18 protein-coding genes and 1 other RNA gene are annotated in these 15,492 nt (G+C 69.7%); 14 read left to right on the forward strand and 5 right to left on the reverse strand.

What is annotated here, in order from left to right; translation table 11 throughout:
• The first annotated feature begins 9 nt into the window (after positions 1–9).
• Together rpiA and RKE50_RS16115 are read left to right on the forward strand one after the other, a co-directional pair.
• Complete coding sequence (rpiA, locus tag RKE50_RS16110) at positions 10–693, forward strand: ribose-5-phosphate isomerase RpiA (RefSeq protein ID WP_350038143.1); 684 nt, start codon at positions 10–12, stop codon at positions 691–693.
• A 110-nt stretch (positions 694–803) separates the two neighbouring features.
• The gene (locus RKE50_RS16115; RefSeq protein ID WP_350038145.1) at positions 804–950 is read left to right on the forward strand and encodes a hypothetical protein; all 147 of its coding nucleotides are present in this window, start codon (positions 804–806) and stop codon (positions 948–950) included.
• A 7-nt stretch (positions 951–957) separates the two neighbouring features.
• Here the strand turns inward: RKE50_RS16115 and RKE50_RS16120 are convergent, their stop codons facing one another.
• The 4 genes from RKE50_RS16120 to RKE50_RS16135 all read right to left on the reverse strand — a co-directional run bounded on the left by RKE50_RS16120 (position 958) and on the right by RKE50_RS16135 (position 2,358).
• Entirely contained in the window at positions 958–1,554 is a 597-nt protein-coding gene (locus tag RKE50_RS16120; RefSeq protein ID WP_350038147.1) for a 5-formyltetrahydrofolate cyclo-ligase, read from the reverse strand.
• A gap of 23 nt (positions 1,555–1,577) precedes the next feature.
• Positions 1,578–1,757, reverse strand: a non-coding RNA gene (gene ssrS / locus RKE50_RS16125) — 6S RNA.
• Between the two features lie 52 nt (positions 1,758–1,809).
• Positions 1,810–2,136: a cell division protein ZapA gene (locus RKE50_RS16130; protein WP_350038149.1), complete on the reverse strand. Its 327-nt coding sequence runs from the start codon at positions 2,134–2,136 to the stop codon at positions 1,810–1,812.
• A gap of 3 nt (positions 2,137–2,139) precedes the next feature.
• Positions 2,140–2,358 (reverse strand): TIGR02449 family protein, encoded by a 219-nt coding sequence (locus tag RKE50_RS16135; RefSeq protein WP_502937900.1) that lies wholly within the window; start codon positions 2,356–2,358, stop codon positions 2,140–2,142.
• A gap of 114 nt (positions 2,359–2,472) precedes the next feature.
• On the opposite strand from RKE50_RS16135, the gene RKE50_RS16140 reads away from it, so the two are divergent.
• The 5 genes from RKE50_RS16140 (at position 2,473) to gcvH (ending at position 7,339) form a co-directional block, all read left to right on the forward strand.
• A complete protein-coding gene (locus tag RKE50_RS16140) occupies positions 2,473–3,090 on the forward strand; it encodes a UPF0149 family protein (RefSeq protein WP_350038151.1) in 618 nt (205 codons plus the stop codon).
• The gene (gene pepP / locus RKE50_RS16145; protein ID WP_350038153.1) at positions 3,090–4,415 is read left to right on the forward strand and encodes a Xaa-Pro aminopeptidase; all 1,326 of its coding nucleotides are present in this window, start codon (positions 3,090–3,092) and stop codon (positions 4,413–4,415) included. Before RKE50_RS16140 ends, pepP begins: the two co-directional genes overlap by 1 nt.
• A 10-nt stretch (positions 4,416–4,425) precedes the next feature.
• Entirely contained in the window at positions 4,426–5,673 is a 1,248-nt protein-coding gene (ubiH, locus tag RKE50_RS16150) for a 2-octaprenyl-6-methoxyphenyl hydroxylase (protein WP_350038155.1), read from the forward strand.
• Positions 5,666–6,883, forward strand: coding sequence for a UbiH/UbiF/VisC/COQ6 family ubiquinone biosynthesis hydroxylase (locus RKE50_RS16155; RefSeq protein ID WP_350038157.1), 1,218 nt, complete (start codon positions 5,666–5,668; stop codon positions 6,881–6,883). Before ubiH ends, RKE50_RS16155 begins: the two co-directional genes overlap by 8 nt.
• 63 nt (positions 6,884–6,946) lie before the next feature.
• Positions 6,947–7,339, forward strand: a complete 393-nt coding sequence (gene gcvH, locus RKE50_RS16160; RefSeq protein ID WP_350038159.1) for a glycine cleavage system protein GcvH — start codon at positions 6,947–6,949, stop codon at positions 7,337–7,339.
• Positions 7,340–7,351: 12 nt separating this feature from the next.
• On the opposite strand, the gene RKE50_RS16165 is transcribed toward gcvH, so the two are convergent.
• Complete coding sequence (locus tag RKE50_RS16165; RefSeq protein ID WP_350038161.1) at positions 7,352–8,011, reverse strand: histidinol-phosphatase; 660 nt, start codon at positions 8,009–8,011, stop codon at positions 7,352–7,354.
• Positions 8,012–8,141: 130 nt separating this feature from the next.
• On the opposite strand from RKE50_RS16165, the gene RKE50_RS16170 reads away from it, so the two are divergent.
• From RKE50_RS16170 to RKE50_RS16200, 7 genes are all read left to right on the forward strand, one after another.
• Positions 8,142–8,654 carry an RNA pyrophosphohydrolase gene (locus RKE50_RS16170; RefSeq protein WP_350038163.1) on the forward strand — a complete coding sequence of 171 codons (513 nt, stop codon included), beginning with the start codon at positions 8,142–8,144 and terminating at the stop codon, positions 8,652–8,654.
• The gene (ptsP, locus tag RKE50_RS16175) at positions 8,647–10,908 is read left to right on the forward strand and encodes a phosphoenolpyruvate--protein phosphotransferase (RefSeq protein WP_350038469.1); all 2,262 of its coding nucleotides are present in this window, start codon (positions 8,647–8,649) and stop codon (positions 10,906–10,908) included. Before RKE50_RS16170 ends, ptsP begins: the two co-directional genes overlap by 8 nt.
• 4 nt (positions 10,909–10,912) lie before the next feature.
• Positions 10,913–11,719 (forward strand): prolipoprotein diacylglyceryl transferase, encoded by an 807-nt coding sequence (gene lgt / locus RKE50_RS16180; RefSeq protein ID WP_350038165.1) that lies wholly within the window; start codon positions 10,913–10,915, stop codon positions 11,717–11,719.
• The gene (locus tag RKE50_RS16185) at positions 11,716–12,546 is read left to right on the forward strand and encodes a thymidylate synthase (protein WP_350038166.1); all 831 of its coding nucleotides are present in this window, start codon (positions 11,716–11,718) and stop codon (positions 12,544–12,546) included. Before lgt ends, RKE50_RS16185 begins: the two co-directional genes overlap by 4 nt.
• Complete coding sequence (locus RKE50_RS16190; protein WP_350038168.1) at positions 12,546–13,079, forward strand: dihydrofolate reductase; 534 nt, start codon at positions 12,546–12,548, stop codon at positions 13,077–13,079. The genes RKE50_RS16185 and RKE50_RS16190 overlap by 1 nt, the downstream gene beginning before the upstream one ends.
• A 192-nt stretch (positions 13,080–13,271) precedes the next feature.
• Positions 13,272–14,054, forward strand: coding sequence for a DUF3450 domain-containing protein (locus RKE50_RS16195; protein ID WP_350038170.1), 783 nt, complete (start codon positions 13,272–13,274; stop codon positions 14,052–14,054).
• A complete protein-coding gene (locus RKE50_RS16200; protein ID WP_350038172.1) occupies positions 14,054–15,490 on the forward strand; it encodes a MotA/TolQ/ExbB proton channel family protein in 1,437 nt (478 codons plus the stop codon). The genes RKE50_RS16195 and RKE50_RS16200 overlap by 1 nt, the downstream gene beginning before the upstream one ends.
• Positions 15,491–15,492: the final 2 nt, after the last annotated feature.

A 15,492-nucleotide genomic window follows, 5' to 3' on the forward strand; every position in this document is an offset into this window, starting at 1 on the left:
GGAGTCTTTATGGACCAGGACAGTAAAAAGCAGGCGGTCGCGGACGCGGCGCTGGCCTATCTGCGGCCGAAGCTGGAAAACGACACCATCGTCGGCATCGGCACCGGTTCGACGGCCAACCGCTTCATCGACGGCCTGGCCGCGATAAAGGGCAGCATCGGCGGCACCGTCGCCAGCTCCGAGGCCTCCGCGGAGCGGCTCCGCGGTCACGGGATCCCCGTCTACGATCTCAACAGCGTGGACCGGGTGGCGTTCTACGTCGACGGCGCGGACGAGGCCAACGCGCAGCTGCAGCTGATCAAGGGCGGCGGTGGTGCGCTGACCCGGGAAAAGATCGTCGCCGCGGTGGCGGAGGAGTTCCTGTGTATCGCCGACGACAGCAAGCTGGTGCGCATCCTCGGCGATTTTCCGCTGCCGGTGGAGGTGATTCCCATGGCCCGCGGGCACGTCGCCCGGGAACTGGTGCGCCTGGGCGGTGACCCGGTCTACCGGGAGGGCGTGGTGACCGACAACGGCAACATCATTCTCGACGTCTACCACTTTTCCATCGCCCAGCCCCTGGCGATGGAGGAGACGCTGAACAATATCACCGGCGTGGTGTGTAACGGGCTGTTCGCCCGGCGGCCGGCAGACCGGCTGTTCCTCGCCGGCGACGAGGGCGTGCGCGAGCTGCAGGCTGATCAGGTTGGATGAAAAGATTTAACTCATTGCGGTTGACGTGTTGCATTCTGCATTATTCCCGGTAAGCTCTGTGAAAAATTCACACAGCTTTGCTTTGCGTTGCCTGAAGATGAGAGTGACTGATGAAGAATCGGCCTGACACCATGATCGTGCTCCTCGCTGCCTTCGTCCTCGGGGTCGTCGTGACCCTGTTGTTGCCTGCCTCTTCGAGCCGCACCGTCGCGGCGCCCGAGTCCCCGCTGCAGGCGGGGCTCCTCCTCGACCGCTAGGCGACCTTCAAGCCGGCGCCCGCCGCGGGCGCCACCCCGTTTCCGTCAGCACGCCGTCCAGGGGCACGTCCCAGGGCTCCTGCGGTAGTGTATCCACGGCCTGGCAGTCGTAGGCCAGGCCCGCCAGCAGCCGCGGCCGCGACGCCGCCAGGGTCCGGTCGTAGTAGCCCGCGCCCATCCCCAGCCGCGTACCCGCCACGGAGAAGCCCACGAGGGGCAGGCAGAGCACGTCCAGTGCGTCCACTGGCAGTGCCCCGCTCGCGGCCGGCTCGCCGATGCCGTAGCGGTTCGGCAGCAGCGGGTCGCCGGGCACCCAGGGGTGAAAGGTGAGAGCGCTGTCGTCACCGACGCGCGGCAGGTAGACGAGGAGTCCGTCGGCGGACGCTGCCGCGAGCAGCGGGGCCGGGTCGAGTTCGCCATCGGCCGCGACGTAGGCGGCGATGCGCGCCCCGGCGCGCCAGCCGGGTAGCGCGGGCGCGTGGGCGGCCAGCTGCTGCGCGGCCGCCTCGCGCGACGCCCGGGGCAGGGCGCGGCGGGCCGCACGCAGCTGCCGGCGAATCGCTGCCTTGGCGGTGCGGGCGTCGTGCTCGGGGTCGGTGGTCATGATGCCTTGCAGGCGAAAAGAAGTAGGTTCCCGGCGTACCGCTGACAGGTCGGCCCTTGAACCCGATGGCTCAAGGTGGAGGCCTCCGCATCGCATCAGGCTTCCCGGTACGGGCCGGACTTGCACAACAGCGACTTTGGCTGCCCCCGGTAACACAGTTATCGGCTCGAGGACTGATAGTCTGGCGCATACGCCAGGTAACCAGCCTCTATTATAGCGCAGGGGGCACCCCGGGGCCGACCGGGGTGGCGGAAATCAGCTGATCTCGATCTGCCGGAGCTGGTGCAGGGCTTCGTCCAGCTTGCGGTTGAGGCCGCGAAAGGTACTGTCGGCGCTGCCGTCGTCGGGCAGGCGGCCCACGGGCTCCTCGCTCCGGCCCGCGCACAGCAGGTCGTAGCTGATATTGAGAGCCGCCATGACGGCGATGCGCTCGAGGCCGATGACCTTGCCGGTATCGCGGATTGCGCGCATCTGCTGGTCGAGGTAGTTGGCGGCGGCGGTGAGGTCGGCGGCCTGGTCCTCGGGACAGGCGACCTGGTAGTCCTTGTCGAGGATCGTGACCGAGACGGTGTGCGGCGCCATGGGTTACTCCAGGTCGCGAAGGCGGGCGAGCGTGGCTTCCACCCGCTCCCGCGCGAGGTCGTTCTTCTCGATGAGTTCCCGGCGCTCCTGGCGCCAGCCCAGGTTCTCCGCCTTCAGCTGGCGGTTCTCGCGATTGAGCTCCGCACACAGCCCGATGAGCTGGTCGATCTTGTTTTCCAGCAGCTTGAGCGCATCGTCCGCCATCGTCGCTATACTTGGCATTCCGCGAGGTCTCCCGCACTATAGACCCCGCATCCCGAAGAGGTCAACGGCGTAAATGCCAGTCAATTCAACCATCTGCCGCGTTTTTTGCAGGGAACCTCGCAGGCGGACTCCGTGAGCGGGCTGTTCGATCCGGCGCCGGGTGAGGTCGGCGACCTGCCGCTGTTCGACGAGGTGGCCGACCAGCTGGTCGAGCAGGGGGTCTCGCAGTCGCCGTCGGAGCTGCACGGCTGCCTGGCGGGCCTGCTGGCCGGGGGCGCCGACCCCTCCCCGGAAGCGGGGCTGGCGGGCGTCGGCTCCGCCCTCGGCTTCGACCCCCACGGTGAACTCGCGGACGGGCTGCAGCGTTTTTACGTCACTACGGCCCAGCTGCTGACCGACGAGGCCCTGCGCTTCCACCCGCTGCTGCCCGATGACGACAGCGACCTCGGTGAGCGCACCGTGGCGCTCGCGGACTGGTGCCGGGGCTTTCTTTCCGGTTTCGCCCAGGCCCGGGTTAGCAGCCGCAGCACGGACGCCGCCGTCGCCACGGACAGCGCCGAGGCCCTCAAGGACTTCGCCGCCATCGCCCAGGCCGGCGTCGGCGACGCCAGCGACGACGAGGCGGAGCAGGCCTATGCAGACCTTGTCGAGTACCTGCGCTTCGCGGCCATGAACATCATCCTCGACAGTCTCGGCCAGGCCGAGGAGGCGCGGCCGGCCTCGCCGCCCGCCGGCAGCACGGTGCACTAGTGGCGCAGCTGCGGGGTATCGGCAAGCGCGAGTTCGCGGGCAGGCGGCGCAACCTGATGGCGCTCATGGAGCCGAACAGCATCGCCGTCATCCCGTCGGCGCGGCAGCAGTACCGCAATCGCGACACCGAGTACCCCTTCCGCCAGGACAGCGACTTTCTCTACCTGACCGGTTTCCAGGAACCCGATGCCGTGCTCGTCCTCGTGCCGGGGCGCCGCCACGGCCAGTGCGTCCTCTTCTGCCGCGACCGGGACCCGGCGCGGGAGCTCTGGGACGGCTACCGCGCCGGCCCCGAGGGCGCGGTCGAGCGCTACGGCGCCGACGATGCGTTCCCCGTCAGCGACATCGACGACATCCTGCCCGGCCTCATCGAGGGCCGGGAGCGGGTCTACTACTCCATGGGCCGCAGCCGCGGCTTCGACACCCGGCTGATGGGCTGGGTCAACAGCATCCGCGAGCGGGAATCCAGCGGCGCGGTGCCGCCGGGCGAGTTCACGGACCTCGACCACATGCTGCACGAACTGCGGCTGGTGAAGAGCGCCGGCGAGCTCCGGGTCATGCGCCGCGCGGCCCAGGTCACCGCCGAGGCACACTGCGCGGCCATGCGCGCCTGCCGCCCGGGCCTGTACGAGTACCAGCTCGAGGCGGAGCTCGCCTATGCCTACGCCCGCGGCGGGGCCCGCTGCCCGGCCTACCCCGCCATCGTCGGCGGCGGCGCCAACGGCTGCATCCTGCACTACGTCGAGAACAGCGAGCGGCTTCGCGACGGCGACCTGGTGCTCATCGACGCCGGCTGCGAGTACCACGGCTACGCGTCAGACGTCACCCGCACCTTCCCGGTGAACGGCCGTTTCAGCCCCGCCCAGCGCGCCCTCTACGAGGTGGTGCAGGCGGCCCATGCCGCGGGGATCGCCGCCTCGCAGGCAGGCAACCACTGGAACCAGCCCCACGACGCCACGGTCCGCGTCATCACCGAGGGGCTGGTGGACCTGGGGCTGCTCCGCGGCCGGGTAACGAAGCTGATCAAGGACGGCGCCTACCGGGACTTCTACATGCACCGCGCCGGCCACTGGCTCGGCCTCGACGTGCACGATGTCGGCGACTACCGGGTCGGCGGCGAGTGGCGGCTGCTCGAGCCGGGCATGGTGATGACCATGGAGCCGGGCATCTACGTGGCACCGGAGAACACGCGGGTGGCGAAGAAGTGGCGCGGGATCGGCATCCGCATCGAGGACGATGTCGCCATCGGCGCCGACGGGCCGGAGGTGCTCTCCGCGGGCGTGCCGATGGCGCCCGACGACATCGAAGCCCTGATGGCGGCCTGACGGGACGGGTATGGCGCAGCGTATCGTCATTGCCGGCGGCGGCATGGTGGGCATCAGCCTGGCGCTGGCCCTGGCCCGGCAGCTGCCAGCGGCGGTCGAGCTGGTCCTCGTGGAGGGTTTCCCGCTGCCCGAGGAGGGTGCCGGCAGCTACCACCCGTCCTTCGACGCGCGCTCCACGGCGCTCAGCTACAGCACGCGGCAGGTGTTCGAGGCCCTGGGTGCCTGGGCCCCGCTGGCCCCCGGCGCCTGCCCTATCGAGCACATCCACGTCTCCAGCCGCGGCCACTTCGGCTCGTCCTGCCTGCACGCGGCGGAGCAGGGCTGGCCGGCGTTGGGCTGGGTGGTGGAGAACGCCTGGCTGGGGCGGGTGCTCGCCGACCGGCTGCGCGCCACGCCCCGGGTGCGCGTGCTGTCGCCGGCCCGCTGCCTCGGCGCGCGGCCGGAGGCCGGCGGGCTGCGGGTCAGCCTGGCCGGCGCGGCGGCGGGCGAAACGGAGAGCGAGACGGTCCTCGACGCCGACCTGCTGGTGATTGCCGACGGCGCCCGCTCGGGGCTGCGCGATGCGCTCGGCCTGGGCGCGACGGAGAAGCGCTACGGCCAGGACGCCCTGGTCGCCAACGTCGCCTTCGCCGAGGACCCGGCCGGCCGTGCCTTCGAGCGCTTCACGGCCAGCGGTCCCCTCGCCCTGCTGCCCCTGCTGCCGGCGGACGGCGCCCACCGGGCCGCCCTGGTCTGGACCCTGCCCCCGGCGCGGGCCGCCGAGTTGCTGGCGGCCCCGCCCGAGGCGTTTCTTGCCGCCCTGCGCGAGGCCTTCGGCTACCGTCTCGGCCGCCCCCTGGCCGTGGGCGAGCGGCACAGCTACCCGCTCGCGCTCGTCGAGGCCCGGGAGACCGTGCGCCGGCACCTGGTGGTCGTGGGCAACGCCGCCCACGCCCTGCACCCGGTCGCGGGCCAGGGCTTCAACCTCGCGCTGCGCGACGTTCACGCGCTCGCGGACGAGATCGCCCGCGGCGTGGCGGCGGGGGCCAGCCCCGGCGACCTCGCGGTGCTCCAGGCCTACCGGGACCGGCAGGCCGGCGACCAGCAGCGCACCATCGCCGCGAGCGATCTCCTGCCCGGCCTGTTCATGCACGCGGATCCGCTCATCGGCATCGCCCGGGATTTCGCCCTCGCCGGGCTGGATGTCGCGCGCACCCTCAAGGACAGCTTCGTGCGCCATGCCGCGGGCATGGCCGCCCTGGAGGCCCCCCGTGGCTGAGCAAAGCTTCGACGTGACCATCGTCGGTGGCGGCATCGCCGGCTCCGCGCTCGCCGCGGCGCTCACCGGCCACGGCCTGTCCATCGCGCTGGTGGAGGCGCGGCCGCTGCCCGCGGGCCGCAGCGAGCCGGCCCCGGGTCTCGACGGCTTCGACGCCCGGGTCAGCGCGCTGACCCCGCGGTCCCAGGCCTTTCTCGAGCGCCTCGACGCCTGGGCGGGCGTGACCGCGGTGCGCGCCTGTCCCTACCGGCACATGACGGTCTGGGACGCGGAGGGCACCGGCGCTATCGAGTTCGACGTCGACGAGATCGGCGCGCCGGCCCTCGGCACCATCGTCGAGAACCGGGTGCTGGTGGAGGCGCTGGTTGAGCGCTTCCGCGGAGCCGCCGACGTCGCCGTGCGCGCCCCGGAGAGCGTGGAGCGGGTGGTCCGGGAGGGCAGCCAGGTCGTCCTCGCCCTGGCCGGGGGTGACACGCTGCGCTCGAAGCTCGTGGTGGCGGCGGACGGAGCCCTCTCGCCCCTGCGCGAGGCGCTGGGTTTCCGCACCCGGGAGTGGGATTACGGCCACCGCGCCATCGTCGCCACGGTGCAGCTGGAGCATCCGCACCGCGCCACGGCGTGGCAGCGCTTCCTGCCCACGGGGCCGCTGGCGCTGCTGCCGCTCCTCGACGGCGAGGACGGCAGCCATCGCTGTTCCATCGTCTGGTCCATCGAGGAGGCGCAGGCGGAGGAATTGCTCGCCCTCGATGACGCCGGTTTCTGCGCGGCGCTGGGCGCGGCCTCCGAGCACCGGCTCGGGGCCGTGCTGGCCAGCACGCGGCGCCTGGCCTTTCCCCTGCGGCAGCGCCACGCGGTGGATTACATCGCCCCCGGGGTCGCCCTCGTCGCCGACGCGGCGCACACCATTCACCCCCTCGCCGGCCAGGGCATCAACCTGGGCCTCGCCGACGTGGAGGTGCTCGCCGCGGAGGTGCTGCGCGCCGCGGAACGCGGCCTCGACCCGGGCCGCCTCGATGTCCTCCGGCGCTACCAGCGCGAGCGCAAGGGCGACAACCTGCTGATGATGGCGGCCATGGAGGGCTTCAAGCGCCTGTTCGGCGCCCGGGCCCTGCCCGTGCGCTGGCTGCGCAACAGCGGCCTGCGCCTGGTCGACGGTGCGGTGCCGCTGAAGCGCGAGCTGATACGCCAGGCCATGGGCGTGGCGCGCTGAGCGCTTGTGCCCCTTTCCGGGGCGCCGCTACAATCGCCGGGTGATTCTTGTTGAGGAGCTCTGATGAGCCAGGCACCCGGGGAACTCAAGTACGCGAAGAGCCACGAATGGGCGCGCCTCGAAGAGGACGGCACGGTGACCGTCGGCATCAGTGACCACGCCCAGGATGCCCTCGGCGATGTCGTCTTTGTCGAGCTCCCGGAGGAAGGCGCCGAGCTGGCCGCCGGCGACGAGGCCGGCGTGGTCGAGTCGGTGAAGGCCGCCTCGGATATCTACGCCCCCGTCGGCGGCACCGTGATCGCGGTCAACGGCGAGCTCGAGGAAACGCCGGAGACCGTCAACAGCGACCCCTACAACGACGGCTGGTTCTTCAGGCTGAAACCCACGGACAGCGGTGAACTGGCGCAGCTGCTGGACGCCGAGGCGTATCAGCAGCACTGCAGGGAAGACGATTGACGCGGCGGGCAGCTAGCCGCGCAGGCTGATGACCTGCCAGCCCGAGGCGGCAGCCCGGGCGGCGAGTTCCGGGTCCGGGTCCACCGCCACCGGGTAATCCACACGCTTCAGCAGCGGCAGGTCGTTGTGCGAGTCGCTGTAGAAGGTGGCCCCGGCCAGGGACTCGCCCGGCCGGTCCTCCAGCCAGGCGTGCAGCCGGTCGACCTTGCCCTCCCGGTAGCTCGGTACGCCCAGGGGTTCGCCCGTATACACACCGTCCACCACTTCCACGCCGCAGCCGATCAGGTGCTCCACGCCGAGGGCGTCGACGATCGGCCGCGTCACCACCTCGTTGGTGGCGGTGATCACCAGCAGCGTATCGCCGTTGGCGCGGTGGCCCCGGATCAGGGCCCGGGCCGCGGGCAGCATGATCGGTTCGATGCAGTCGGCGAGGAAGCGGCGCTGCCAGTCGGCCACCTCGGCGACGGAGCGGCCGCGCAGGGGCGCCAGCGCGAAGGCGAGGTAGGCGTGGATGTCCAGCGTGCCGGCGCGGTAGTCGGCGTAGAACTGCGTGTTGCGGGCGGCGAAGGCATCGGCGTCGACGATGCCCTGGGCGCACAGCCACTCGCCCCAGAGGTGGTCGCTGTCGCCGGCGATGAGGGTGTTGTCGAGGTCGAAGATCGCCAGTGCCATGGGGAGTGCCGCCTGCGTTGGGGACTGCTCGGGAAGGGGCGCCAGCTTAGCGGCAGCCGGACCGGGGGACAATTTCTCAGCCTGCATAAAGTGTGGAACAATGCCCGGTCCGCTAGCGAGGCAGCAGGGAATGATCGACGCACAGGGATTCCGGCCGAACGTCGGCATCGTGATCGCCAACGATCACGGCCAGCTGCTGTGGGCCCGGCGTGTCGGCGGCCGCGACGCCTGGCAGTTCCCCCAGGGCGGCATCAACCGCGGCGAGAAACCGGAGCAGGCCCTGTACCGGGAGCTCGAGGAGGAGGTCGGGCTCGCCCCGGAGGCCGTGGAGATCATGGCCTGCACCCGCGGCTGGCTGCGCTACCGGTTGCCGAAGCGTTTCATCCGCCGGGGGCAGGACCCGGTCTGCATCGGCCAGAAGCAGAAGTGGTACCTGCTGCGCCTGGCGGCCGACGAGAGCGCCATCCGCCTTGACCAGAATGCCAAGCCGGAATTCGATCACTGGCAGTGGGTGAGCTACTGGTACCCGCTGGGCCAGGTGGTGTACTTCAAGCGCGACGTCTACCGCCGCGCCCTGCGCGAACTCGCGCCCACGCTGGGCGAGCGGCTGCCGCTTCCCGGGGAGCTGCATGCCGATGCTTGAAGTCCTTCGCGGCATCGTCCAGGAGGTCAATGCCGCCGAGAGCCTCGACGACGCGCTCGCCATCATCGTCAGCCGCGTGCGCGCCGCCCTGGGCACCGAGGTCTGCAGCGTCTACATGCGGGACCGCGGCGGTGAGCGCTATGTCTTCCGCGCCACGGAGGGTCTGAACCCCGCCCTGGTCGGCCGGGTGAGCCTGGGCCTCGGCGAGGGGCTCGTGGGGCTGGTCGCGGAACGCGAGGAGCCGGTCAACCTCGACAGCGCCGAGACGCACCCGAATTTCCGCTTCCTGCCGGATATCGGTGAGGAACCCTTCCACTCCTTCCTCGGCGTCCCCATCATCCACCAGCGCACGGTGCTGGGCGTGCTGGTGGTGCAGCAGAAGGCGCGGCGCCGCTTTGACGAGAGCGAAGAAGCCTTCCTGGTGACGATGTCTGCGCAGCTCGCCGGCGCGATCGCCCACGCGCAGGTCACCGGCGACGTGCCCCACGCCGCCGCGCCCGGCCTTTCCACCAAGATCACCGGCGTGCCCGGCGCCCCGGGGATCGCCATCGGCGCCGTCTGCGTGGTGTCGCCGGTCGCGGACCTGTACACGGTGCCGCGGCGGGCCGCCGAGAACCGGCGCACCGAGCTGCGCGCCTTCAAGCGCGCCCTGGACCAGGTGCGCCAGGACGTGCGGGCCGTGGCTGACAATCTCCGCGACGAACTCTCGGCGGAGGATCACGCCCTCTTCGACGTCTACCTCGGCATCCTCGACGATTCCACCATCGGCGGCGAGGTGGCGGCGCGCATCAAGGCCGGCGAGTGGGCCCAGGGCGCCCTCAGCCAGGTCATGATCGAGCACATCCGCCACTTCGAGCGCATGGAGCACAGCTATCTCCGGGAGCGCGCCGTGGACGTGAAGGACCTGGGTACGCGAGTGCTTGCTTACCTGCAGGCAGAGGGCCGGGAAGAAGCCGAGTACCCCGAGCAGACGGTGCTGGTGTGCGAGGAGCTCACCGCCTCCATGCTTGGAGAGATCCCGCGCAAGCGCCTCGCGGGGCTCGTTTCCGTGCGCGGCTCCGGCAATTCCCACGTCGCCATCCTCGCCCGCGCCATGGGTGTGCCCACGGTCATGGGGGCGGTGGACCTCCCCTACACGCGTCTTCGCGACATGCGCGCCATCGTCGACGGCTACAGCGGCGTGGTGCACCTGAATCCGTCCGAGGAACTGGTCGAGCGCTACCGGGACCTCGCCGAGCAGGACGTGGCCCTCAACCGGGATCTCGAGGCGCTGCGCGACGAGCCCTGCGAGACCCTCGACGGCCACCGCCTGGCGCTCTGGGTGAACACGGGGCTCATGGCCGACGTCTCCCGCTCCCTCGAGCGGGGCGCCGAGGGTGTGGGCCTGTACCGCACGGAGGTGCCCTTCCTGCTCGGTGAGCGCTTCCCCAGCGAGGAGGAGCAGCGGCGCATCTACCGCGACCAGCTCGAAGCCTTCGCGCCGAAGCCGGTCACCATGCGCACCCTGGACGTGGGTGGCGACAAGGCCCTGCCCTACTTCCCGATAGAGGAGGAGAACCCCTTCCTCGGCTGGCGCGGCATCCGCGTGACCCTGGACCACCCGGAGATCCTGCTCGCCCAGGTTCGCGCAATGCTCAAGGCCAACGCGGGCCTCGGCAACCTGCGCATCATGCTGCCCATGGTGACCAACGTGGCCGAGCTCGACGAGGCGCTGGGACTGATCCGGCGCAGTCAGCAGGAGGTCGAGCAGGAGGGCCTCGAGTCGCCCATGCCGCCGGTGGGGGTGATGGTGGAGGTGCCGGCGGCGGTCTACCAGGCCGCGGCGTTTGCCCGGCGCGTCGACTTCCTCTCCGTCGGCAGTAACGACCTGACCCAGTACCTGCTCGCCGTGGATCGCAACAATCCCCGGGTCTCCGACCTCTATCACGCCCTGCACCCGGCGGTGCTGGCCGCGCTCGAGGCCGTGGTGCGGGGCGGTCACAGCGAGGGCAAGCAGGTCAGCATCTGCGGCGAGCTCGCCGGCGATCCGCTGGCCGCGCTGCTGCTCCTGGGCATGGGCTTCGACGTGCTGTCCATGAACGCCACCAGCCTGCCCCGGGTCAAGAAGGCCCTGCGCAGCGTGACCCGGGCCGAGGCCGAGGCGCTGGTGAGCGAGGTGCGCGGCCTCGACAACAGCGTGCAGATCCGGCATCGCCTGGAGAGCCTGCTCAACGACCGCGGCCTCGGCCAGTTCGTTCCCCCGCCGCTGGAGTAGTTTCGTGCTCAGCTATCCCGAGATCGACCCGGTAGCGATCGCCATCGGCCCGGTGAAGGTCCACTGGTACGGCCTCGCCTACCTCGCCGGCCTCGGCTTTGCCTGGTGGCTGGCGCTGCGCCGCAGCCGCGCGCCCGGCGCGCCGCTCAACCGGCGCCAGGTGGACGACCTCATTTTCTTCGGCGCCCTGGGCGTCGTGCTTGGCGGGCGCATCGGTTACGCGCTGTTCTATGGCGGCGAGCGCCTTGCCGAGGACCCGAGCTGGCTCCTGCGCGTCTGGGAGGGCGGTATGGCCTTCCACGGCGGCTTCCTGGGCGTGGTCCTCGCGAGCTGGCTCCTCGCCCGCCGGGAGGGCATTGCCTTCGGCCGCATGCTCGACTTCGTGGCGCCGCTGGCACCGCTGGGGCTCGCTCTCGGGCGTCTCGGCAACTTCATCGGCCAGGAGCTCTGGGGCCGGCCCAGCGACGTGCCCTGGGCCATGGTGTTCCCGAACGACCCCCTGCAGCTCCCCCGGCACCCTTCGCAGCTGTACCAGTTCGCCCTCGAGGGCATGCTGCTGTTTGCGGTGCTGCTCTGGTTCACGCGCCGTCCGCGCCCGACCTGGGCGGCCTCGGGCGTGTTCGCGCTGGGCTACGGCCTGTTGCGCAGCTTCGCCGAGTTCTTCCGCGAGCCGGACGCGCACCTCGGCTTCCAGGCCTTCGGCTGGGTCACCCGCGGCCAGCTGCTCAGCCTGCCCCTGATCGCCGTGGGCCTTTTCCTGCTGTGGCTGGCCTACGGCCGCGGCCGCGCGGCGGAGGGCGCGACCCGATGAAACCCTACCTCGACCTGCTCCGCGACATCCTCGACAACGGTGTCGAGAAAAGCGACCGCACCGGCACCGGGACCCTGTCGGTCTTCGGGCGCCAGTACCGGCACGACCTCGCCGACGGCTTTCCGCTGCTGACCACCAAGAAGCTGCACTTCCGCAGCATCGCCAATGAGCTCCTCTGGTTCCTTCGCGGCGACACCAACACGCGCTGGCTGAAGGAAAACGGCGTCAGCATCTGGGACGAGTGGGCGACGGAGGACGGCGAGCTCGGGCCTATCTACGGGGCCCAGTGGACGGCCTGGCCGACCGAGCACGGCCCGGTGAACCAGATCGACTACGTGGTCGAGACGCTGCGCCGCAACCCGGACAGCCGCCGCATCCTCTTTCACGGCTGGAACGTGGGCTACCTGCCGGACGAGGCCATGAGCCCCCAGGACAACGTGCGCGCGGGGCGGATGGCCCTGCCGCCCTGTCACCTGCTATACCAGTTCTACGTCGCCGGCGGGCGGCTGTCCTCGCAGCTGTACATCCGCTCGTCGGACAGCTTCCTCGGCCTGCCCTACAACACGGCGAGCCTCGCGCTGCTCACGCACATGCTGGCCCAGCAGTGCGACCTCGAGCCCGGGGAGATCATCGTCACCACCGGCGACTCGCACATTTACCTGAACCACCTGGAGCAGGTGCGCATGCAGCTCGCCCGCGAGCCGCGGCCCCTGCCGACGCTGCATCTCACGCGGCGCCCGGCGACGATCTACGACTACCGCTTCGAGGACTTCGAGGTGCGTGGCTACGATCCGCACCCGCATATCCCGGCGCCGGTGGCCGTCTGATGGCGCGACTCGCGATGATCGTCGCCGCGGCGGATAACGACGTCATCGGCCGTGACAACGCCCTGCCCTGGCGGCTGCCGGAAGACCTGCGCTACTTCCGCCGGGTCACCATGGGCAAGCCCATCGTCATGGGCCGGCGCACCTTCGAGAGCATCGGCCGGGCGCTGCCGGGCCGCTGCAACATCGTGGTCACTGCCAACCCGGCCTTCGCCGCCGAGGGCGTACGCGTGGTTCACGGGCTCGACGAGGCCCTTGCCGTGGCCTCGGCCGTCGCCGAGACCGACGGCGCGGAAGAGATCATGCTCATCGGTGGCGCCCAGCTCTACGCGCTGGGGCTGCCGCGGGTCGAGCGGATCTATCTCACCCGCGTCCATGGCGACGTCTCAGGGGACGCTGTCCTGCCGCCGGTGGACTGGGCGCAGTTCCGGGAGGTTGCCCGGGAAGAGCACGCGGCCGGCGGGGACAACCCCTGGGACTACAGCTTCCTGGTCTACGACCGGGAGGGCGTTACGCGGGAGAGTGCAAATGTGTAGAAATGTAACACTCGTGTTCACGCTGCAGTCCGCGGGCCGCTCGTTTTTGAAGAGGTTTGAAATCCCCGGGCGTATCTGCTTAGATTCGGTGCTCTATTACAGAAGACGCTGTCTGTTACTACCGAAGGCGCAACCGGGTCTCCCCCCCACCAGATCTGAAAACTTTTGTTGGCTATAGGAAGCACTATTCCCATGAATACCTATCGACTGAAGAATGTGCTGCTGCCGCTGCTGACCGCTTCCGCCCTGCTGGGTGGAGCCGTCATCGCGCAGTCGGCGACGCTTGAACAGGTCCTCGACGTGAGCGAGGAAAAGAACGAAGCAGCCCGCCAGTCGCAGGCGAAGATCGACCGCCTTGCGGAAGAGACCCGGGACCTGCTCGAAGACTACAAGGCGGTCAACAAGCAGATCGACGGCCTCAAGGTCTATAACGACCGGCTGCGCCGCCAGATCTCCAACCAGGAGAAGCGCATCGCCGATATCGAGTCCTCCATCGACGAGGTGCAGATCACCCAGCGGCAGATGCCCGCCCTGGTGGTCCGCATGATCGACGGCCTCGAGCAGTTCGTGGAAATGGACGTGCCGTTCAACCTGGACGAGCGCCAGCGCCGCATCGAGTTCCTCCGCGACAACGTCGACCGCTCCGACCTGACCGTCGCCGAGAAATTCCGCCAGGTTCTCGAGGCCTACAACATCGAGCTGCAGTACGGCCGCGGCTTCGAGACCTACAGCGATACCATCGAGCTGAACGGCGTCACCCGCGACGTCGATTTCCTGCGCATCGGTCGCATCGCGCTCGTCTACCAGACCACCGACGGCTCCGAGGCCGGCGTCTGGAACAACGAAACCCGCGCCTGGGACCCGCTCCCGGCCGGTGACTACGGCAATGCCATCCGCAAGGGCGTTCGTATCGCCAAGAAGCAGGCTGCCATCGAACTCCTCAACATGCCCGTTGCTGCACCGGAGGCTGAATAATGGATCTGTTCAACAAGCTGATTACCGCCGTTGTTCTCGGCGGTTTCATCACGGTGGCGGGTGTCGCCAACGCGCAGGATGACGCGGCGGCCGGTGAAGCCCCGGCAGAGCCGGCAGTGGACAAGCGCGCGGAAGCCGCCAAGAGCCTGGAAGAGCTGCTGGAGTTCGTGAAGCGCGGCCAGGTTGCCGAGCAGCAGGAAAACCGCGAGCGCGAGCAGCGCTTCGCCCGGGAGAAGGCCAACCAGGCGCAGCTCCTCAAGGAAGCGGAAGCCGAGCGCGCCCGCCAGGAGCGCATCTCCGCGCAGCTCGAGGACCAGTTCGAAGAGAACGAGCTGCTCATCGCCGACAAGCAGGCCCAGCTCAAGGAGCGCCTCGGCGCCCTGACCGAGCTGTTCGGTCACCTGACCGCCGCCGCCGGCGACCTGAAGTCCAACCTGGAAGTGTCCCTGGTCTCCGCCCAGTACCCGGACCGCGGCGACTTCCTGACCGACCTGATCGACAAGATGAGCACCTCCGACACGCTGCCCAAGATCTCCGAGATCGAGCGCGTCTGGTACGAGATGCTCCGCGAGATCAGCGAGACCGGCAACGTCGTCCGCTTCAGCACGGAAGTGGCTACGGCCACCGGCGAGCGGGCCGAACGCGAGGTCGTCCGCATCGGCGCCTTCAACGTCGTCGACATGGACGGCAACTACCTGTCCTACAACAACGATCACCTGAGCGTGCTGCCGCGGCAGCCCGGTGGCGGCTTTAACAGCTGGGCCGAGGAGCTGGCCAACGCCAGCAGCGGCTTCCACAAGTTCGGTATCGACCCGACCGGCCCGACCGGCGGCTCCTTCCTCGCGGCGATCATCGACAGCCCGACCATCGAGGAGCGCTGGCACCAGGGCGGCTACGTCGGCTACGCGATCACCGCGATCGGTGTCTTCGCCCTGCTGCTGGCCGTGTTCCGCCTGATCGTCCTGTCCGCCACCAGCGCCAAGGTGTCGAGCCAGCTCAAGAACTCCAGCGCCAACACCAACAACCCGCTGGGCCGCGTTCTTAAGATCCACGAGGACAATCCGAGCATGGACCCGGAAACCCTGGAGCTGAAGATGGCCGAGGGCGTGATGCGCGAGACGCCGAAGCTCGAGTCCGGCCTCACGCTGCTCAAGATCATCGCCGCCGTCGCCCCGCTCATGGGTCTGCTCGGTACGGTGACCGGTATGATCATCACCTTCCAGGCCATCACCATCTTCGGTGCCGGCGATCCGAAGGCCATGGCCGGCGGTATCTCCAGCGCTCTGGTGACCACGGTACTCGGCCTGCTGGTGGCTATCCCCACGGTGCTCCTGCACACGGTCGTGAACGGTCGCGCGCAGCGCATCATCCATGTGCTGAACGAGCAGGCGACGGGCATTGTCGCCGAGCACTCGGAAGGCAGCAGCAGGGCCTAGGA

The organism is Pseudohaliea sp. (assembly GCF_040217025.1).
GTDB lineage: Bacteria > Pseudomonadota > Gammaproteobacteria > Pseudomonadales > Halieaceae > Pseudohaliea.